At 60.5% G+C, this 19272-nt stretch carries 21 protein-coding genes; 11 read left to right on the plus strand and 10 right to left on the minus strand.

Annotated elements, in window-relative coordinates; all coding sequences use genetic code 11:
• Nucleotides 1–23 precede the first annotated feature (23 nt).
• Nucleotides 24–1502 (minus strand): GTPase HflX, encoded by a 1479-nt coding sequence (hflX, locus tag HMPREF2526_RS09150; protein WP_070547112.1) that lies wholly within the window; start codon nucleotides 1500–1502, stop codon nucleotides 24–26.
• A gap of 122 nt (nucleotides 1503–1624) precedes the next feature.
• Here hflX and HMPREF2526_RS09155 point away from each other — a divergent pair, with 122 nt between their 5' ends.
• Nucleotides 1625–2407, plus strand: coding sequence for a hypothetical protein (locus HMPREF2526_RS09155; protein ID WP_070516875.1), 783 nt, complete (start codon nucleotides 1625–1627; stop codon nucleotides 2405–2407).
• Nucleotides 2408–2428: 21 nt separating this feature from the next.
• Nucleotides 2429–2962, plus strand: coding sequence for a hypothetical protein (locus HMPREF2526_RS09160; protein WP_070516873.1), 534 nt, complete (start codon nucleotides 2429–2431; stop codon nucleotides 2960–2962).
• A gap of 18 nt (nucleotides 2963–2980) precedes the next feature.
• Here HMPREF2526_RS09160 and dapF read toward each other — a convergent pair whose 3' ends face one another.
• From dapF to HMPREF2526_RS09175, 3 genes are read right to left on the minus strand one after another with little or no spacing between them, the layout of a single operon-like run.
• Nucleotides 2981–3817 (minus strand): diaminopimelate epimerase, encoded by an 837-nt coding sequence (gene dapF, locus HMPREF2526_RS09165; RefSeq protein WP_070516871.1) that lies wholly within the window; start codon nucleotides 3815–3817, stop codon nucleotides 2981–2983.
• A gap of 11 nt (nucleotides 3818–3828) precedes the next feature.
• Entirely contained in the window at nucleotides 3829–4755 is a 927-nt protein-coding gene (gene miaA / locus HMPREF2526_RS09170; protein ID WP_070516869.1) for a tRNA (adenosine(37)-N6)-dimethylallyltransferase MiaA, read from the minus strand.
• Nucleotides 4755–5387, minus strand: coding sequence for a hypothetical protein (locus HMPREF2526_RS09175; protein WP_070516867.1), 633 nt, complete (start codon nucleotides 5385–5387; stop codon nucleotides 4755–4757). Before HMPREF2526_RS09175 ends, miaA begins: the two co-directional genes overlap by 1 nt.
• A gap of 131 nt (nucleotides 5388–5518) precedes the next feature.
• On the opposite strand from HMPREF2526_RS09175, the gene HMPREF2526_RS09180 reads away from it, so the two are divergent.
• Nucleotides 5519–6835 carry a DUF349 domain-containing protein gene (locus HMPREF2526_RS09180; protein WP_070516865.1) on the plus strand — a complete coding sequence of 439 codons (1317 nt, stop codon included), beginning with the start codon at nucleotides 5519–5521 and terminating at the stop codon, nucleotides 6833–6835.
• A 14-nt stretch (nucleotides 6836–6849) separates the two neighbouring features.
• Nucleotides 6850–7926, plus strand: coding sequence for a GNAT family N-acetyltransferase (locus HMPREF2526_RS09185; RefSeq protein WP_070516863.1), 1077 nt, complete (start codon nucleotides 6850–6852; stop codon nucleotides 7924–7926).
• Here HMPREF2526_RS09185 and HMPREF2526_RS09190 read toward each other — a convergent pair.
• Genes HMPREF2526_RS09190 through miaB form a run of 3 tightly spaced genes read right to left on the minus strand, consistent with a single transcriptional unit; the run spans nucleotide 7908 to nucleotide 11240 of the window.
• Entirely contained in the window at nucleotides 7908–8996 is a 1089-nt protein-coding gene (locus HMPREF2526_RS09190) for an alkene reductase (RefSeq protein ID WP_070516861.1), read from the minus strand. The two genes, HMPREF2526_RS09185 and HMPREF2526_RS09190, sit on opposite strands and share 19 nt — an antisense overlap.
• 28 nt (nucleotides 8997–9024) lie before the next feature.
• Nucleotides 9025–9657 carry an Rv2732c family membrane protein gene (locus HMPREF2526_RS09195; RefSeq protein WP_049157551.1) on the minus strand — a complete coding sequence of 211 codons (633 nt, stop codon included), beginning with the start codon at nucleotides 9655–9657 and terminating at the stop codon, nucleotides 9025–9027.
• Nucleotides 9658–9677: 20 nt separating this feature from the next.
• Entirely contained in the window at nucleotides 9678–11240 is a 1563-nt protein-coding gene (gene miaB / locus HMPREF2526_RS09200; RefSeq protein ID WP_083295550.1) for a tRNA (N6-isopentenyl adenosine(37)-C2)-methylthiotransferase MiaB, read from the minus strand.
• A 138-nt stretch (nucleotides 11241–11378) separates the two neighbouring features.
• Here miaB and gluA point away from each other — a divergent pair, with 138 nt between their 5' ends.
• The 4 genes from gluA to HMPREF2526_RS09220 all read left to right on the plus strand — a co-directional run bounded on the left by gluA (nucleotide 11379) and on the right by HMPREF2526_RS09220 (nucleotide 14760).
• Nucleotides 11379–12107 carry a glutamate ABC transporter ATP-binding protein GluA gene (gene gluA / locus HMPREF2526_RS09205; RefSeq protein WP_046649369.1) on the plus strand — a complete coding sequence of 243 codons (729 nt, stop codon included), beginning with the start codon at nucleotides 11379–11381 and terminating at the stop codon, nucleotides 12105–12107.
• Nucleotides 12108–12175: 68 nt separating this feature from the next.
• Complete coding sequence (locus tag HMPREF2526_RS09210; protein ID WP_070513069.1) at nucleotides 12176–13060, plus strand: glutamate ABC transporter substrate-binding protein; 885 nt, start codon at nucleotides 12176–12178, stop codon at nucleotides 13058–13060.
• 75 nt (nucleotides 13061–13135) lie between these two features.
• Complete coding sequence (gene gluC, locus HMPREF2526_RS09215) at nucleotides 13136–13822, plus strand: glutamate ABC transporter permease GluC (RefSeq protein WP_046649360.1); 687 nt, start codon at nucleotides 13136–13138, stop codon at nucleotides 13820–13822.
• Nucleotides 13822–14760: an amino acid ABC transporter permease gene (locus tag HMPREF2526_RS09220; RefSeq protein WP_070547114.1), complete on the plus strand. Its 939-nt coding sequence runs from the start codon at nucleotides 13822–13824 to the stop codon at nucleotides 14758–14760. The genes gluC and HMPREF2526_RS09220 overlap by 1 nt, the downstream gene beginning before the upstream one ends.
• A 6-nt stretch (nucleotides 14761–14766) precedes the next feature.
• Here the strand turns inward: HMPREF2526_RS09220 and recX are convergent, their stop codons facing one another.
• The 3 genes from recX to HMPREF2526_RS09235 all read right to left on the minus strand — a co-directional run bounded on the left by recX (nucleotide 14767) and on the right by HMPREF2526_RS09235 (nucleotide 17270).
• Nucleotides 14767–15360 (minus strand): recombination regulator RecX, encoded by a 594-nt coding sequence (gene recX / locus HMPREF2526_RS09225; RefSeq protein ID WP_046649358.1) that lies wholly within the window; start codon nucleotides 15358–15360, stop codon nucleotides 14767–14769.
• Nucleotides 15361–15369: 9 nt separating this feature from the next.
• Nucleotides 15370–16503 carry a recombinase RecA gene (recA, locus tag HMPREF2526_RS09230; protein WP_046649357.1) on the minus strand — a complete coding sequence of 378 codons (1134 nt, stop codon included), beginning with the start codon at nucleotides 16501–16503 and terminating at the stop codon, nucleotides 15370–15372.
• 257 nt (nucleotides 16504–16760) lie between these two features.
• On the minus strand, nucleotides 16761–17270 hold the full coding sequence (locus tag HMPREF2526_RS09235; protein ID WP_141756286.1) for a hypothetical protein: 510 nt from the start codon (nucleotides 17268–17270) through the stop codon (nucleotides 16761–16763).
• A gap of 111 nt (nucleotides 17271–17381) precedes the next feature.
• Between HMPREF2526_RS09235 and HMPREF2526_RS09240 the strand changes: the two genes are divergently transcribed.
• The 3 genes from HMPREF2526_RS09240 to HMPREF2526_RS09250 are packed head-to-tail and all read left to right on the plus strand — an operon-like array spanning nucleotide 17382 to nucleotide 19271.
• Nucleotides 17382–17954 carry a biotin transporter BioY gene (locus tag HMPREF2526_RS09240; RefSeq protein ID WP_070547116.1) on the plus strand — a complete coding sequence of 191 codons (573 nt, stop codon included), beginning with the start codon at nucleotides 17382–17384 and terminating at the stop codon, nucleotides 17952–17954.
• Between the two features lie 5 nt (nucleotides 17955–17959).
• Nucleotides 17960–18652, plus strand: a complete 693-nt coding sequence (locus HMPREF2526_RS09245; protein ID WP_070516851.1) for an energy-coupling factor ABC transporter ATP-binding protein — start codon at nucleotides 17960–17962, stop codon at nucleotides 18650–18652.
• A gap of 4 nt (nucleotides 18653–18656) precedes the next feature.
• Nucleotides 18657–19271: an energy-coupling factor transporter transmembrane component T family protein gene (locus HMPREF2526_RS09250; protein WP_070516849.1), complete on the plus strand. Its 615-nt coding sequence runs from the start codon at nucleotides 18657–18659 to the stop codon at nucleotides 19269–19271.
• The last annotated feature ends 1 nt before the right edge of the window (nucleotide 19272 follow it).

A 19272-nucleotide genomic window follows, 5' to 3' on the forward strand; every position in this document is an offset into this window, starting at 1 on the left:
ATGGCTCACGCGAGCACCGAAACCTAAGCGTCCTCACCAGTCACGCGAAATTCGCTGAGTTCGGCGGCGATGGAGGCGGGCAGGCGGACGTCGACAAGCGTGCCCTCCCCCGTGTACTCCTCGCTGCGCACCGTACCCTGGGTATGGATGCGATCGACCACGTCCCCGCGAGTAAACGGAATGAGCAACTGCACATGCTCGTCCTGAGAATTGAGGAAGAGCTCCACGCGCGTGGTGAGCTCATCGATGCCCTCCCCCGTCTTGGCGGAGACATACACCACGTTGTCACGGTCAAGGGCGTGGCGAAGCTCCGCCAGCACCAGCGGATCGGCCTGGTCTATCTTGTTGATGACGATGATCTCCGGCGGGGCCTCCTCGCCGGTTTCCTTCACGATGTCATAGATGACCGCATTAACCGCCTCAATTTGCTTCAGCGGGAAGGGATCTGAGCCGTCCACGACGTGCAGCATCAAGTCTGCTGCGAGGACCTCCTCCAAGGTGGACTTGAAGGCCTCCACCAACTGTGTGGGAAGGTGGCGGACGAAACCAACGGTATCGGTGAAGACGACCTGGCGGCCATCAGCAAGCTCGGCGCGCCGGGTGGTGGGGTCCAAGGTAGCGAACAGCGCATCCTCCACCAGCACGCCAGCGCCCGTCATTGCGTTGATGAGCGAAGACTTACCAGCGTTGGTGTAGCCGGCGATCGCAATCTGCGGGATCGTCGATGACGCACGGCGCGAGCGCTTAATCTCACGCGCCGTCTTCATCGCCTTAAGCTCCTTCCGCAGCAGCGCCATCTGCGTGCGGATACGCCGACGGTCCGTCTCAATCTTGGTTTCACCGGGGCCGCGCAGACCGACGCCGCCGTTGGAACCAGCACGGCCGCCCGCCTGGCGCGAGAGGTTGCCGCCCCAACCACGGGTATGCGTATAGAGGTATTCCAACTGCGCGAGCGAGACTTGGGCTTTGCCTTCCTTGGACTTGGCGTGCTGCGCAAAAATATCCAAGATGAGCATGGTGCGGTCGATAACTTTGGTGTTGAGAGCGCGTTCCAAGGCAGAGAGCTGGCCGGGGGTTAGCTCGCCGTCGCACACCACGGTATCCGCGCCAGTGGCAGCCACGATATCCTTGAGCTCGTTCACTTTGCCGGAGCCGATATAGGTACCCGGGTCTGGCTTATCGCGCTTTTGATACAGGGCTTCTACTACTTCGGCTCCCGCGGTTTCCGTGAGCGCCGCGAGCTCCGACATCGTGGCCTCAACCTCGGCCACGGTGCCTTCAGTCCACACTCCTACGAGGACTACTTGTTCAAGGCGCAGCTTGCGGTACTCCACTTCGTAGCCGTCGGTGGTGTCTTCTGCGCGAATGGTGGTCTCGCGGGTTACTCGGCGGAAGGCGTTGCGCTCAGCTAGGTCGAGATCACCGGTAGTCGGCTCCGGTGAGGTGGGCGCGGGCTCACCAAAAGCCTGCGCGAGGAGATCATCATGGGTTTCTTGTGTCATTTGTTTTCTATTCTTGCACGTCACGCCTCTTAACAGAGAATCTCCGTTGCACACGACCTTGTGCCGATCCCGGCGGCAAGGCTCACCGACAACATTTTTGAGTCATCGCGGCGCCAGATACAATGGGCCACATGACCGTCAAAGAGACCACCCACCCAGAGATGCAGGCCATTGGCCTCAACTACGAGCGCTGGCAAGACGCCGTCGAAGCAGCCATTTCCACCAACCAGCTGGCAGTCACCGGGGAGGTTCGCGGAGGACAACTCATTCAGTTCTCGGATCCTTCCGGGGCGCAACTCAATATCCTTGCCGTCGAGCCTTTCGCCACCTTCATCGGCTTCGAGGGCGTTACTCAAGGCTTCGCTCACGTCTCTATGATCAATGATGTCTTGGCTTACCTGGACATCATCGATCCTTTCGGAAACGTGCTCGCGCAAGCAACGGCAAACCTGGCGCAGGGCCCGCTCCTTGTCGACGAGGACACCCAGCAGTGGCAACAGGTAGAGCTCACCGCGATGGGTCTTGACGTCACCGTCTTCGGCAGCACTGAAGCCTACAAAGCCGAGAAGGGTGCCTACCCAGCCACGTTTGAATCCACTGGCGCGGCAATTGTTGCGGCCGGTTCCGGCGCCGAATCCCCCACCCCGGGCTGCACTTTTTCCGCACGGGTCATGGAATCCGAGTGGCGCCACAACCAGCTCACAGGTGAGCGCTTCATGCACCTCGTCATGGATGGCACCTTCCCCTTCGATCTGTGCCTGCCGGAGAGCTTTGGTGAGCTGCCGCCGAAGGATTCCGTTCTTGCGGGCTCGGCGATGCTGACCGCCTCGATTGCGCTGCCCACCGGTGGTTGTGGTGGCGACGGCGGCTGCGCCTGTGGCTCTGGGGGCTGCGGCGGCCACTAGGCATACCGTAGAGTCGTAAGCATGAGTTTTTCCGCATCTCAGCGTCAGGGTTTTGCCCTGCTCCTTGCCGGGGTTACCGCTACGGTACTGGTTCTGACGCTGAAGCTGCCGGGAGTTATTCTCGCCGTCTTTATCTGCGGGGCGCTATGGCTCTTGGCCGGCGCCCGCCCCGATGCCTCGGAACATGCGGCGCTGAGGGCTTCCATTGCGCTCACGGTGGAAGACATCACGGGCGTCCTCGAGGACTACGCCACGTTTGCTACGAGCGACGATGCTGAAGCACTAGCGGACCGCACGCTTCACCGCCCGGCGCTTGCCGACGTCGACTGCACGAACCCCACTATCGAAGCGTTCCACTACAAGATGCATGGCGCGCAGCGTTTCTTGCGCCGCCTCGATGCGCGGGTTAATTCGCCAGATACTGGCACCAGCGAACTCGAATCCTTGCTCAAGGTGGCCGATGATCGGGCCGCCGAGCTCAAGGAATCCTGGCTCGCCGCCCGCCGCGCCGCCTTGGCCTTGGGCACCAACTACAAAAAGGGGGACGGGCGCTAAACGCCGTCCCGAAAAGCCCTATAGTGAGGTTTCGCCTGTTGCTACGATGCGCGAAGGCCCCGTCAGCGTGGAGCCATCTTCGGTGATTTCCACCTCTACCTCGCCGCCCGGAACGATGACGCGGACGTGGCCGGTGGTGTGGGAGGAATCGGCAAGCGCGGCGCACGCTGCCGCTACCGTTCCGGTGCCGCACGAGCGGGTCTCCCCTGACCCGCGCTCGAAGACGCGCATGTGAATCACACCATCGCGCAAAGGTGTCACCAGCTCTACGTTGACGCCTGCCGGGAAAAAATCAGTATCGAAGACGGGCTGCTCAAGACGCTTGCCAGCCAGGGCCTCTGCGCTAAGCCCCGGGATAACGGCCGCCAAATGGGGGTTTCCCACATCCACTCCTAGCCCGGCGAAGCTCTCTCCTGCCATCGAGGCGGTGGAAACACCGAGCACCTGTGCTGGTCCCATCTCCACGCTGACCTCTGCCGCGGTCTCATTGAAGGAGTGGACGGTGACCTGCTTGGCCCCAGCGCGCGTGCCGACGGTGAAAGTATCGGTGTCCACCAACCCCCGGGAGCGGACCCAATGCGCGAAGACGCGGGTGCCGTTGCCACACATTTCCGCCACGGAGCCATCCGCGTTGCGGTAGTCCATGAACCAGTCATCGGCGTTAATACCCGGCGCGAGCTCATCGATTTCTCCAGAAGCGAGCAGTTCACCGGCGCGGATGACGCGCAGTACACCGTCGGCGCCGATTCCCGCTCGACGGTCACACAGTGCCGCTACCTTTTCCGCTGGTAGCGGCTCGGTTCCCTCCACAATGACGAAGTCGTTCTCAGTTCCGTGGCCTTTAGCAAAGTTCATAGCAGTAGAGTCTAACGCCCTTCGAGGACACGCAAAGCCTGCGTTCTCGTGTCAGCCGCAGCATCCAACCAGTGGATCCGCTTATCGCGGTTAAACCAGGCGCGCTGGCGGCGCACATAGCGGCGGGTTCCGGTGATAGTGCGCTCCACTGTCTCCTCCCATGTCAGCTCTCCGCGCTGTGCTTGGAGAACTTGGGCATAGCCAATCGCCCGCCCGGCCGTAGACTCAGCCTTCAAGCCGCGGATTTGGAGGCTCTCTACTTCCTCCACCAGCCCCTTGTCGAACATGAGGCGGCTACGCAGCTCGATGCGCGGGTTCAACCAGCTGGCTTCCGTGCGCAACCCGAGGATTCTCGTGCCCCACCGGGGCGGGGCGTTCTTCGGTGGCTGGCTGGCTTTGAAAGGCTTGCCTGTAAGCTCGATGACTTCCAGTGCGCGCACGGTACGGCGCGGGTCCTTATCTTCGATGATGGCCGCGGCTGCCGGGTCCACGCTGGCAAGCTCTGCGTGCAAGGCATCGGTACCAATCTCTTGGCGCCGGGCCTCCCAGCGAGCGCGCACCTGCGGATCAGTGGGTGGGAATTGCCAATCATCCACGAGTGATTGGACATAGAGCATGGAGCCGCCCACCAAGATCGGGGTGTTGCCACGCGCTCGAATACTCTCGATATCCGCGATGGCAGCGGACTGATAGCGCGCTACCGACGCCGTTTCCGTCACGTCCCACACATCGAGCTGATGGTGTGGGATACCTTCGCGCTCCTCCAGCGTCAGCTTGGCCGTGCCGATGTCCATGCCCCGGTAAAGCTGCATCGAATCGACGTTGACTACTTCCCCGTCGAGCTCGTGCGCCAAGGCGACTCCGAGTGCTGATTTTCCGGAGGCCGTCGGGCCCACGACGGCAATCGGGGTTGGGCCGCTGCTGAGAGTCTTAGGCATTAGCACTGCCACCCCGCCACATAGCGCCCTACCCCGAGGGTTGAATCCGCTGCCCGAAGCTCCGCATGCCGTGGATGCACGCCTGCCAGCTGTGCCCACAGTGCCGTTTCGAGCACTCCCGTCGAATGGAGCAGCTCTTCGTTACAGTCTTCCTCCGCGCCGGCCAGCACGCTTTCGCACCACAGGTGAGTGTCCCGTGCACCCTTGACGAGGGCGAGCGGCGCGCGCTCCGTCAAGCCTGCAGAGCCATCAACGCACACTATTGTGAACCGTCCGGAACGCACCTCCCCTAGGTCGGCGCGGGAGTCTTCCACCGTGAAGGCGCGGTGACTGCTTTCTGCCCCGAGCGCGCTAGTGAGTACGTAGCGGGCCATTATTTCGGGCAGGTAGTTTCCGCCGCCGACGTCGACCTGGGGTGCGCCCCACGCTCTCAAACTTCCTGTGTGCTCGGTACGCCAGCGCGCATCGCGCGATCCCACGATATCGACCTTAAGCGGTGCACTACCGTTGACGCGTGCGGCATCACGCGTGAGCTCGCAGGCGGCGCTAAGGAGCGCGCGCGACGCGTCATCGCTGGGTGACAATTCTTCCGCCAAGGCCGGTGAGGCTGGCATAACCATGAGATTTTGCATCAACTCCCATCCTATAAGGTTAGTTTTTCGGGGTTAACACGCGGCTGCGCGGCGGAAACGGTAGTGTTGTGTCACATAAGTTCTGGCAGCCGTGTCGCGCGGCGCGATAATACCGAAGGTGGTTTCTTAGCATGTCCGCTATTCCTTCCCCTGGAGCCATGCCTCGCAAGGGCGCTCGTCCCGGCCCGTCTTCCTCTGCCCCGGCCGCACGTCCCGTGCAGCCCGCAAAGAATGATCCCGCCCAGTGGGGCCGCGTTGATGCTGATGGGTCGGTATTCGTCAAGGCCCCCGAAGGCGAACGCAAAATCGGCGAGTGGCAGGCCGGCACCCCGGAAGAGGGCTTGGCGCACTTTGGTGCACGCTATGACGATCTGTCCACCGAGATCGAACTACTAGAATCCCGCCTCACAGCCCATCCGGGCGATGCCGCGTCGATCAAGACGACTGCTGCGGAACTGCGAGAGTCCCTACCTACACAGGCAGTAATCGGTGATATCGCGGCATTGGACAAGCGCCTAGCCACGATCATCGAGCACTCCGTAGAAGCCGGTGAGCAGGCACAGGCTGACAAGGCTCGTCGCCGCGAAGAGGCCATTGCCAGAAAGGAAAAGCTCGCCGCCGAGGCCGAGGACATCGCCGCCAACTCGACGGAGTGGAAGGCCGCCGGCGACCGTATTCGCGCTATCTTGGAGGAATGGAAGCAGATCCGTGGCATCGACCGCCAGACGGATGATGCCCTGTGGAAGCGCTACTCTCGCGCCCGTGACTCCTTCAACCGCCGCCGCGGCTCCCACTTCGCCGAACTGGATCGCAACCGCGCGGCCGCCCGCGCCAAGAAGGAAGAGCTGGTAGAGCGCGCAGAAGCAATTAAGGAGTCCACCAACTGGGGCGAAACGGCGCGCGCTTACCGTGATCTCATGACGGAGTGGAAGGCCGCTGGCCGCGCCCCTCGTGAGATCGACGACAAGCTCTGGGCCCGTTTCCGCGCCGCCCAGGATCATTTCTTCAACGCTCGCAACGCCGTCAATGACGAGCGGGACAAGCAGTTCGCGGAGAACGCCGCCGCCAAGGATGCGCTCATTGCGGAGTATGACTCCCTGATTGACCCCTCCAAGTCCATCGACACGGCAAAAGCCAAACTGCGGGAGCTGCAGGAAAAGTGGGAAGAGATTGGTTTCGTCCCGCGCAAGCAGGTGCGCGAGTACGAGGCCAAGATCTCGGCGCTGGAAAGACGCGTGAGCGACGCCGAGGATTCACAATGGCGCCGTACGGACCCGGAAGCCCAGGCCCGCGTGGCCCAGTTCCAGTCCAAGGTTGATGACTTCACCGCGCAGGCAGAAGCTGCCGAGGCCAAGGGCAACACCAAGAAGGCGGAAGATCTGCGTGCCCAGGCCAAGCAGTGGCAGGAATTCGCGGATGCCGCAGCGGCTGCTGTCAACGACAAGTAGCACCCTCGGTCTGAGTGTTCGTTCAGATTGTCGCGCCACCGGGTTCGGCCTCAGCTGAGCCGGCGGATTGCCTGCGCAGCTTCGTTTTCGACGCCAACCTCGCCGCCCAAGAGGCCAGTGGCGATCCCGCTGCCAGCGGTTCCCCGCGCCGTGTGCTTCAGCGCCTGCAAGGCTCCACAGAGTCTCGCACCTATCTCTTTGGGCTGACTGACTCCGCCTTGGGGCGGGCTGGTGAGCTGGGTCTACCCGTTATCTCAGCGGCAGAGCCCAGCCCCGAAATCGATTTCGATGGCTTCATCCACATCTCCCTTCCGCTCTTGGAAGAAACGGAGAACGCCGATATCGAATGCGTCCTCGCCGCGGATCTCCTGCCCCTGCCTGGGGAGGAACTAGAGCCAGAGGCTCTCGACGTTACCCGATCCCTCGCCCGCGAGGCACTCCGGCTTACCCGCCAGCTGGGCCGCACGACTGCCCAGGTTGGCATGCTGTACCCGCCAGACGCGGACCATACCTATGACCCGATGTCGCAGGCTTACCTTGAGCTCGGGTTTCATTGCAAGCACGCCGAGCGCCAGATGTTCGTCGAGATTGCCCCCACTCCCCCAGTTGTTGGTGCACAGGTGTGGCCCGACTACGACATCCCGGAGGAGCTGCTTGATGATGTCCTGCACCTGCTCACCCTAGCCTCCACCGACGCGGTCTACGGTGACTTAAGCGTCGAGCCCATCGTGTGGACACGACAGCGCCTGAATGAAGCGCACGCACGGCTGCGCTCCCGCAAAGCACATACGCTCCTCGTCGGCATTGTCGAACAGGGACGCGTCGTCGCACTTACTGAACTCTCCCGCCACGGCGATGCGGACCCTGAGGTATGCGAGTGGACTCTTACCGTGACAGACCGCGAACAGCGCCGGCGTGGCTTGGCTACACGCGCCAAGCAGCATGCCCAGTACGCAGTGGCGCACCACTGGCCCGACGTCCGCCGGGCTTACTGCTCAGTTGCCCAGGCGGATCCGGCGATGAATGCGCTCTACGCGCGTCTCGGCGCGCACGTCATCTCGGCGAGCAGTGCCTACGAGCTAACCGTATAGAACGGGTAATCGGTGTAGCCGTGCGCTCCACCCGTATAGAACGTGGCCTCATCCGGCGCAGTGACAGGAAGCTCCTCCTGCCAGCGGCGAACGAGATCCGGGTTGGAGATGGCCAACCGGCCCACGGCCACGGCATCACCGTGGTGTACTAGTTCCTCGGCTTCCGCGCGCTGGGTCACCTGTCCAAACCCCGAATTCAGGATGACACGGGTACGCCCGTTAGCACGCGCTTCGGCGCTCAGCTCAGTAATGAGCTCACCCGTAGGCGCTGCATGCAGGAAGGAGACGTAGGCCAAACCAAGGTCTGCGACAGCGCGCAGCAACCTACCATAGGTGGCACGCACATCCGCAGCGTCGGTTTCCTCAATGCCCTGAATATTGTGCTGCGGGGACAGGCGCAGCGCTACGCGGTCGGCTCCGATCTCCTTCGCCACGGCACGCAGGATCTCTACTACCAGGCGGTAGCGCTTCTCCGGGGTTCCGCCGTAGGCATCCTCTCGGTGATTCGAGCTCGGAGAAAGGAACTGGTGCAGCAGATAACCGTTCGCACCATGAAGCTCCACGCCATCCATCCCCGCATCGATGGCATTGCGGGCAGCTTGGCGGAACTCATCGACAATGCGCGGTAGCTCCTCGATGTCGAGAGCGCGGGGCACCGGGCACTCCTTGCGGGATTCGAAATCTCGGACCGCAGTGCCCGATGCCAGCGCAGAGGGTGCCACCGGTTCTGCACCCTCGAGGAGGCTGGCATGAGAAAGGCGCCCGCCGTTCATCATCTGCATGAAAATGCGTCCGCCAGCTTCGTGGACGGAATCGGCCACTCGCCGCCAGCCGGAAATCTGTTCTGGAGTTTCGATACCGGGCTGGCCAGGGAAAGCGCGGCTGGTCACTGCGGGGAATACGCCCTCCGTCACGATAAGACCCATGGAAGCGCGCTGCGTGTAGTACGTCTCGTGCAAATGCGTGGGGACGCCATCGCGACCTGCCCGTGAGCGGGTCAACGCTGCCATGGTCACGCGGTTTGGCAGGGTCAGTCGTCCCATTTCAAGTGAGTCGAAGAGTGTAGTCATGCACTCCACAACACGAATCTCGTAGCGCTTATTCCTCGTCCTGCTGGCGCCGGTGGCGGGAGGCCGCGCGGGAGCGGCGGTCGTCGATAAGCAGCGGATTCTGTTCTGCCGGCAGCTCGGTAGCGGCTTCGGTCTGCAGGACTCCCACGTGATCGAGCTGGCCGGCGACTTCCCGCACGCGTTCTGCGGCGGCCAACTGCTCAGGACTGCGGCGCAGTGCTACCTGGCAGTACACAAGAAAGGCGACCAACGTTGAGAAGACGCCCACGTACATACCTATGGCAGCGCCATCCGAGGCGCTGTCCCTGTACCAAAATCCCCACAGGTTAGCGAAGAAAGAGATCGTCGTCATCATCCACGCTACGAGAGCCAGCTTGGTCCGGCGAGTGATAATCGTGGCGGTGGTTAAGATCCCCACTCCACCCAGCGCTAGCCATGCGCTGACGGTTTCCATGAGGGAGATACGCACGCCCTCGGCCGTTCCACCGACGAAGAGAGCTTCCCAGCCGCGGGCATCACCGGCATAGGGCAAAACCAAGTAAGCAACCCACGCCACGACGGCCACGATGAGCGCATATTTATGCTTTCCCAATTCGAGAGTCTGCGCTGCGCGCTTCTCAGCAGCAACGGCATCGTGAACGGACTTTAAGTCATCACTCATAAAACGGAGCCTACCCCCTTTTAGCAGCCGCAGGAATCGGCAGGAGCACTGGGCTTGCCGACGCCCGGCAGACCCAGACCCACCCCAATCGGTGCCGTCGTGGGCGTCTGCCCCGCCGCCGACATATCGCCGGCCTTCGTGCGACGGTGCTCGCTCACGCCGGAATCAGCCACCAGGAAAAAGGAGCCTGCATCCGTCACGGTAGCGTGCACAACATCACCGGGGCGAATCTCCGCAGAGATGTCCTTGCCCGCGGCATCGACTGGTGCAAAGTGAACAAGGCGACCATCACGCGCGCGTCCGGTGAGGCGGTGGGTCTCGGCGGCCTTGCGGCCGCCTTCCGCCTGCACCAACAGCTCTACATCAGTGCCGACAAGCTTGGCGTTTTCTTCTGCCTGAATGGAATCCTGCAAGGCGACGAGGCGCTCGAAGCGCTCCTGCACAACTTTCTTGGGGATTTGGTTATCCATTTCTGCGGCCGGGGTGCCGGGGCGCGGCGAGTACTGGAAAGTGAAAGCGGAGGCGAAACGTGCGCGGCGAACCACGTCCATCGTGGCTTCGAAATCCTCCTCGGTCTCGCCTGGGAAGCCCACGATGATGTCGGTGGTAATTGCCGCGTGTGGCATCTTCTCACGGACCTCGTCGAGAATCCCCAAGAACTTTTTCGTGCGATAGGAACGGCGCATGTCCTTGAGGACCTTGTCAGATCCAGACTGCAGCGGCATATGCAGCTGCGGGCACACAGCCGATGTCTCCGCCATGGCATCAATAACGTCGGAGGTGAACTCGGCCGGGTGCGGCGAGGTAAAACGCAAGCGCTCGAGACCCTCAATCTTGCCTACCTCGCGCAGCAACTTGGAAAAGGCGAAGCGATCACGCGGCAGGTCTGGGTCCGCGAAGTTGACGCCATAGGCGTTGACGTTCTGCCCCAATAGGGTCACTTCGGACACGCCTTGATCTACCAGGGCCTGAACTTCTGCGAGGATATCGCCGGGGCGGCGGTCTTCCTCTTTGCCACGCAGCGAAGGGACGATGCAGAAAGTACAGGTGTTATTACAGCCCACAGAGACCGAGACCCACCCAGCATAGGCGGATTCGCGTTTTGCCGGCAGTACGGAGGGGAAAGCCTCGAGGGCATCGACGATTTCCACCTGCGCTTCATTGTTGTGACGTGCACGCTCAAGCAGTGCCGGCAGCGCCGCCATGTTATGGGTTCCGAAAACCGCATCCACCCACGGCGCGTGGTCCAAGACGGTGTCCTTATCCTTCTGCGCCAAGCAGCCGCCAACCGCGATCTGCATGCCGGGATGGTTTTCCTTCGTCTTCTTCAGCGCACCCAGGGTGCCGTACAGGCGCTTGTCGGCGTTCTCGCGCACGGCGCAGGTGTTAAATACGATGAGGTCAGGCTCGGCGCCATCCGGCGCCGCCGAGTAGCCGGCCTCCTCGAGCAGGCCGGAAATGCGCTCGGAATCATGAACGTTCATCTGGCAGCCAAAGGTCCGCACCTCATAGGTGCGGGGCTGGTTATTAGTTACGGGGGAGCTCACGTGGGGACATTCTAACTGGACGACCCCACTACTCATAATGCCCCGACCGCATATAAGAGTTATGGATTTGTTACACAAACCTCCCCGCCTCCACTATCCACACGCCTATTGTTCTACATATGATTCAGCTCACTCTATCTAAGGAGGTGTGATGTGACCGACCATTCCGGCCCGATGATCAAGATGGACGGAGTCAATAAGTACTTCGGTGACTATCACGCGCTCCGCGATATCAACTTGGAGATTGGCCGCGGCGATGTCGTCGTTGTTCTCGGTCCGTCCGGCTCCGGCAAGTCCACCCTGTGCCGCACCATCAACCGGCTTGAAACCATCGACGAGGGTTCCATCGCGATCGACGGCACTCCCCTTCCTGAAGAGGGACGCGAGCTAGCCAAGCTGCGTGCGGACGTGGGCATGGTGTTCCAGCAATTCAATCTCTTTCCACACAAGACCATCAAGGACAACGTCACTCTGGGGCCTATCAAAGTCCGCAGGATGAAGAAGTCCGAGGCCGAAGAGCGTGCGATGCAACTGCTTGACCGCGTTGGAATTGCTAATCAATCAGAAAAATACCCTGCACAGCTCTCCGGCGGCCAGCAACAACGTGTCGCCATTGCCCGTGCCTTGGCTATGCGCCCGAAAGTCATGCTCTTCGATGAACCTACCTCAGCTCTCGACCCTGAGATGGTCAACGAGGTGCTTGACGTCATGACGGATTTGGCCAAAGAAGGCATGACCATGGTCGTGGTGACCCACGAGATGGGCTTCGCCAGGCGCGCGGCCGACCGCATCCTGTTCATGGCCGACGGGGCCATCGTCGAGGACACCGACCCGGAATCCTTCTTCACCAACCCACAATCAGAACGAGCAAAGGACTTCTTGGGCAAGATCCTGCAGCACTAAACGGTTACCAGTTCACCTCTTTTCTCTACCTTCATTCATTTTCCACTCACCTCATCAAGGAGAATCTCATGTCCCGCACTTTCAACCGCATTACTGCCACCGCCGCCGCCATCGCCGCATCCAGCGCTCTGCTCGTTGCGTGTGGTGATTCCTCTGACTCCGCCAGCGGAGGCGAGGGCCTTCTCGGCGCTATCGAGTCTGGCTCTGTCACCCTAGGCACCAAGTTCGACCAACCGGGTCTGGGCCTGCGCGAGGGCGATGGTTCTATGACCGGCCTCGACGTTGACATTGCCACCTACGTGGTCAACCACATTGCCAAGGATAAGGGGTGGGAGGAGCCGGAGATCGAGTGGCGCGAGACTCCGTCCGCGCAGCGCGAAACTCTGATCGAAAACGGCGAGGTTGACCTCATCACCGCAACGTACTCCATCAACGCTTCCCGCGCGGAAAAGGTCAATTTCGCTGGTCCGTACCTCATCACCCACCAAGCGCTTCTTACCCAGGCTGATAACAAGGAGATCAGCGGGCTCGAGGGCCTCGACGGCAAGATCCTGTGCTCTGTCACCGGCTCCACCCCGGCACAGAAGGTGAAGGAAGCTCTGCCCAGCGTGCAGCTGCAGGAGTACGACACCTACTCCTCCTGTGTGGAGGCACTGAGCCAGGGCAACGTCGACGCCATGACTACCGACGCGACGATTCTTAACGGCTACGCCGCTCAGAATCCTGGCAAGTTCCAGGTCGTCGAGTTGGAGAAGGACGGCAAGCCCTTCACCGATGAGTACTACGGCGCGGGTCTGAAGAAGGATGATCAAGAGGCGACAGACGCTGTCAACAAGGCCCTGGAAGAGCTTCATTCCTCCGGCGAGTTCGACAACCTCGTAGCCAAGAACTTGGACAAGGGCGAGGGCATCGACGAGGCCACCGTCGGTGACCTCTCCTTCCTCAACTCCTAAACGCTCGATTAGCCCCCACCTAGCCTGCGCCGAGGACATTCAGCCTCGGCGCAGGCCCGTTAGTAGGAGATTTCTATGGAATCCATGTGGGCCGCACTAGGCCCCGAACTATGGCCAGCCTTTTGGCTCACCATCCAGCTGACGTTCTGGTCTGCCATCGGCGCAATGATCCTCGGCACCATCCTCACTGCCATGCGTGTCTCCCCCGTAAGAATCCTGCGGTGGATTGCCACGACGTACATCACGACGGTGCGCAATACCCCCTTGACTCTCATTATCCTGTTCTGTTCTTTTGGCCTGTACCAGAACCTAGGGCTCACGCTTGCTAGCCGGGACTCTTCGACCTTCCTAGTGGATAACAACTTCCGCCTCGCCATCGTCGGATTCATCTTGTACACCTCGGCATTCGTTGCGGAATCCTTGCGCTCGGGAATCAACACCGTGGACTTCGGTCAAGCCGAGGCCGCACGATCGCTGGGTTTGAGCTTCTCACAGACCTTTAGCACGATCGTCTTCCCTCAGGCGGTACGTGCGGCAATCGTCCCCCTGGGAAATACGCTCATCGCGTTGACCAAGAACACCACGATCGCCTCCGCAATCGGAGTGGCAGAAGCTTCCCTACTGATGAAATCCACCATTGAGATGCATGCGAGCCAGCTCTTTGTCATCTTCTTTATCTTCGCGCTGGGCTTCATCATCCTGACCTTGCCCATGGGCTTAGGCCTAGGCAAACTCTCCGAAACTGTGGCGGTGAAGAAATAATGGCTGTACGCGCAACCGTGCTTTACGACGCCCCCGGCCCCAAGGGCAAGCGGCGCAATCTCATCTATACCGTCATCACCGTCGTTCTCTCGCTAGCTGCACTGTATTGGGTGCTGTCTACATTGGGTGAGCGCGGGCAACTCGACTCCGCGTTATGGACCCCTTTTCTTAACAGCCAAACGTGGACCACGTACCTGCTCCCTGGCCTGCGCGGAACGATCCTTTCCGCTGTAGCATCCATCATCTTGGCCATCGTGTTCGGCGTCGTCTTCGGCCTAGGCCGATTGAGCGAGAACGTCATCGTACGCGGCGTATGTGGTGTGGTCGTGGAATTCTTCCGCGCCATCCCCGTCCTGCTGCTCATGATTTTTGCCTACCAGCTTTTCGCCATCTATAACGTAGTTCCGTCGAAACAGCTGGCGTTTAGCGCCGTGGTCTTCGCGTTGACCCTCTACAACGGCTCTGTCGTCGCAGAGATTCTGCGCTCCGGAATCAAGTCGCTGCCCAAGGGGCAAACTGAAGCCGCCCGCGCGCTGGGGCTGTCGCATGGGCAAACAATGCGTACCATCCTGCTCCCGCAAGCAGTAGCCGCAATGCTTCCGGCCCTCATCGCCCAGATGGTTATTGCGCTCAAGGACTCTGCCTTGGGCTACCAGATTGGCTATGTCGAGGTGGTGCGCTCCGGTATCCAATCGGCGTCCTACAACAAGAATTACCTGGCCTCGCTCATCGTCGTTGCGATCATCATGATCCTCATCAACTGGGGGCTGGGCCTCCTGGCCGAACGCATCGAACGTCAGCTTCGAGCGGGCCGTGCGCGCCGGAACATCATCGCTAAAGTTCCGGAGCAACCAGACCAAGGCTTGGACACCAAAGACCAGGTCAACGTTGATTGGCACTCAGAAAGCTATACAGAAATCCGCAACCCGGACGAATAGAAACAGCTAGGAGAGCTCGGCGATGCGCGCATCCAGCACTTCGATGGAAATACGCATCACCAGCTCCTGGCGATAGCCGCGCCGCGCGAGTGTTCCTACAATGCGACGCAGGAACTTGTCCCTCTCATGGCGGTCGGCGGGAACACTCTTCAAGGTTCGCGCCTTTTTCTCCGCTACGCGGCGCGCTACGGCCTCCTCAGATTCCTCGGTAATCTGCTCTAGGGCCGCTGCGCGATCGGCGGCCTCAACACCCTTCTCCTTGAGTTCCACATTGAGGGCACGGGCCGACTTACCGCGCCGCGCGTGGCGCTGCCGCACCCACTCCTTGGCGAAGGTTTCATCATCAACGAGCCCCACCCCTGCAAGGTCATCGACCACGTCCTCGACCACATCGGGCTCAAAGTCCGCCGCGACAAGCCGGTCACGCAGTTCCTTGCGGGAACGTGCACGTTGATCTAGCAAGCCTAATGCTCGGGAGCGCACGGGCGCCTTCGCTGCTTCAGCATTCGCATCAACAAGCTGGCCACCCGCGTCCCCCGATTCATAGGACTCGAGAGCTTGACGTAGCTTCTCTAGCTTCTCTGGTGAAGGTTGTGCCATTGCGCCTGTTTAGTCGTCGTCGAAATCGACGTTCGGTACCAGATCCACAGCCTCATCCGTCAGCGGATCGTCTGCACCCGGCACATCCATGGCGACGTCCTCACCAGCTTCGGCTGCGGCAGCACCCACGCCGAGCTTGACGAAGATCTTCTTCTCAATCTCATCCGCCAGATCGGGGTTGTCCTTGAGGAAGTTGCGGGCCTTTTCCTTGCCCTGTCCCAGCTGATCGCCTTCGTAGGTAAACCACGAGCCAGATTTCTTAATGAACCCGTGTTCGACACCCAAGTCAATGATGGAAGACTCGCGCGAAATGCCTTCGCCGTACATGATGTCGAACTCAGCGATCTTGAACGGCGGGGACACCTTGTTCTTCACCACCTTGAGCTTGGTGCGGTTACCGATGGCATCCTGGCCGTCCTTCAAGGTTTGGATTCGGCGGATATCGCAGCGCACAGAGGCATAGAACTTCAGCGCCTTACCACCCGTGGTCGTTTCCGGTGAGCCAAACATCACGCCGATCTTTTCACGCAGCTGGTTGATGAAGATGGCGGTAGTCCCGGAGTTGTACAGAGCACCCGTCATCTTGCGTAGCGCTTGGGACATCAGACGAGCTTGGAGGCCAACGTGGCTATCTCCCATCTCGCCCTCGATTTCCGCCTTGGGCGTCAAGGCGGCTACGGAGTCAATCACGATGATGTCGATGGCGCCAGAGCGCACGAGCATATCTGCGATTTCCAGAGCCTGCTCACCGGTATCCGGCTGGGAAACCAAGAGGTTATCCGTGTCCACGCCAAGCAGACGCGCGTACTCAGGATCGAGCGCGTGCTCCGCATCGATAAACGCCGCGATGCCGCCGTTCTTCTGCGCCGATGCGATGGCGTGCAGAGCAACGGTGGTTTTACCCGAGGATTCAGGTCCATAAATCTCTACGATGCGACCGCGCGGGAAGCCACCGACGCCCAGCGCAATGTCGATGGCCGTATTCCCGGAGGAAATGGCCTGGATTGGCGGGCGGTCATCGTCACCAAGACGCATGACGGCTCCTTTGCCAAAATCCTTCTCAATCATCGCCATTGCGGCATCGAGGGCTTTCTGACGATCATCGCCCTTGCTAGCCGCCGAGGACTTCTTCTTCGTAGCCATTTATTTCCTCACTATCGTGCGTCAGTTAGTGTGCAGTGCTGTATGTCATTAAATGGGGGCACCTAGTTAGACTGCCATGAAGCAACTTCGGTTCCCAGGCCCGTCGCATTGTGTTTCCGGCATCGTCCCGGTTCCATCACATGCCACGAAAGTACCCTAACGTTTCCACCAGACCACAACCCACAATACACACACAAGTGTTCGATTGCCCATTCGAGCAACGCGCGTGTCTGAGACCTAATCCAACGCCTCGCCGCCTAGTGAAGTTTCCACGGACCGCCCTGCTCTGTACGGACGAAAGACACCTGCTCATCGGCAGGCAGTACGGCAACTACCCCGCCCAGCGCGCTACAGACATCCAGCTCATCAAGAGAGGCCCTGCTGCTCACATACTTCGACGCTCCACGCCCCTGCGCATCCCGATAAATCTCAACACTCCCCGAGCTTGGCGGCACCCATTCATCATCCTCGTCGGTACCGCCCTGCCAGGTTCCCCCACTAGCGTTTATGACATCCTCCTCGACAGCCCCAGGACAGATAAAGATCACGCGGTGATATTCGGAATCGAAGATGTCGCCGACGCGCATGTCGACGCTGCCAGACTCCCCTTCCTCCACCCCGGCCGCTTCTTCGATATTTTCGATGACATTCGCGGAACCTATCAACGAACATCCAGCCACGCTCCCCAGCGCGATACCGGAAAGAAGCGCTACCACACTGACACGAGCAAGCCCTAAGACATGCTCCATCTTCTTTCTATTTGCCATGCCTCTAGATTACCCCGTTCGGGGTAGTTTCAAGGCCTAAAAGCCGTGCTTGAACACTGTTCAAAAGTGCCTATTTGCTGCATCATTAAGCTACTAGATAAACTTTGGCCCATGAAAAAGAATTCCGTCGCGACTGATATCGCGTACGTCGCGGTCTTCACCGCGCTCATCATAGTCTTTGCGTTCGTCTCTATCCCTACGCCTACCGTGGGCGTGCCCATCGTTCTTCAAAACGCCGTCATCATCCTGGCTGGCCTCGTCCTTGGTGGCCGCCGTGGCTTTTTCGTCGGTCTACTCTTCATAGCTCTCGGCCTCGTCGGCCTTCCCATCCTTGCCGGCGGCCGCAGTGCCCTGAGCGCCATTGCCGGCCCCACCGTGGGCTACCTTGTCGGCTACGTCGTCTCACCCGCCATCGCCGGCCTCATCGCCTACCGCGCGCCGAGAAGCAAAGGAGGCATGACGGTAGTCCTCGCCATCGCCGGCGTCGTCGGCCTGGCCATGCAGTACTTGTGCGGCATTGTTGGCCTGATGGTCCGCTCTGACATGTCCTTCGGGGCGGCCGCCGTGGCTCAGGGCCCGTTCGTCATCCCCGATCTCATTAAGGTCGCCGTGATGGTTGTCATCGCCGTCGGTGTCCACGCAGCATTCCCCGACCTGATGGGTCGCCGCACCAAGGCAAAGTAGCACCAGTGCCGCAGATTGACTTCCGCAACGTTTCCGTCACCTTCGACGAAACACCGGTGCTCAAGGATATTTCTCTCTCATTAAACGAACAGCGCATCGGCATCATCGGTGCCAATGGTGGCGGGAAATCCACTCTCGTCCGGCTCATCAACGGTCTTGGTGAACCTTCACGTGGTGAGGTCTTGGTGGATAACGTGGACGTCGCCAAGCACGGCAAGGAGATTCGCCGCCAGGTGGGCTTCGTGTTTTCTGATGCGGAGAACCAGATCGTCATGCCGCACGTGCGCGATGACGTGGAATTCTCCCTTCGCCGGCTCAAGCTGTCTCGTGAGGAGCGCACCGCGCGCGTCGACGCCGTTCTCGAGCGCTTCGGCCTGACGCCGCTAGCTGAGCAGTCCCCGCACACTCTCTCCGGCGGGCAGAAGCAGCTCCTCGCGTTGGCGGCAGTGCTTGTCATGGAACCCACCGTCATCATCGCTGACGAACCCACGACCTTGCTAGATCTGCGCAACCGCGATCGCATTCGCCGCGAATTTGCGCAGCTCGAACAGCAACTCATCGTGGTTACCCATGACCTTGACTTTGTCTCTGATTTCGATCGCGTTCTGTGCATCGATAACCACCACGTCGTAGCCGACGGATCTCCCGACAAGGTCATTTCCTTCTACACCGAACTCATGAAATCCCGCCCGCTCTAGAGTCATGCCTAAAAACATCCCCCTCGGCTACTACGTCGACGCCGATACCATCATTCATCGCATACCGGCCGCGGTGAAATTCCTCGTGCTCATCGGCTTCATCCTCGTGACCTCGCTCGCCGTGCACACGCTTCCTTGGGCGTCGGCCAGCCTCTTCCTCCCACTAGTGCTCTTTCCCGTCGCCCGCATCCCGTTTCGCGTCGCACTCGGACAGCTTGTTCCTCCGCTCTACCTCCTCGTTGCGCTCGCAGCTTTTCAGTGGTGGCAGAAGGATTTGCTGTCGGCCGCGATCATGTTTCTCACCATCTACGCAGCCATCAGCGCGGCGGTGCTGCTGACGCTGACAACGAAGGTGTCGGAGATGATGGACTCCCTCGATCGGGCCCTCGCGCCACTGGGGCGCCTCGGGGTTCCGGTTGAGAACATCACGCTGGCGATGTCCCTGACAATTCGTTTGCTCCCCCTCATGCTGGGGACCGTGGTCGAGGTGCTTGATGCACGAAAAGCCCGGGGTGCCACGGCATCACTGACCGCTTTTGGCACCCCGGTTATCATTCGCTCAATCCGCCGAGCACGCGCGATGGGTGAGGCGCTTCAAGCCCGCGGCGTCGGCGACTAAA

The organism is Corynebacterium sp. HMSC070E08, assembly GCF_001808895.1.
Lineage (GTDB): Bacteria > Actinomycetota > Actinomycetes > Mycobacteriales > Mycobacteriaceae > Corynebacterium > Corynebacterium hiratae.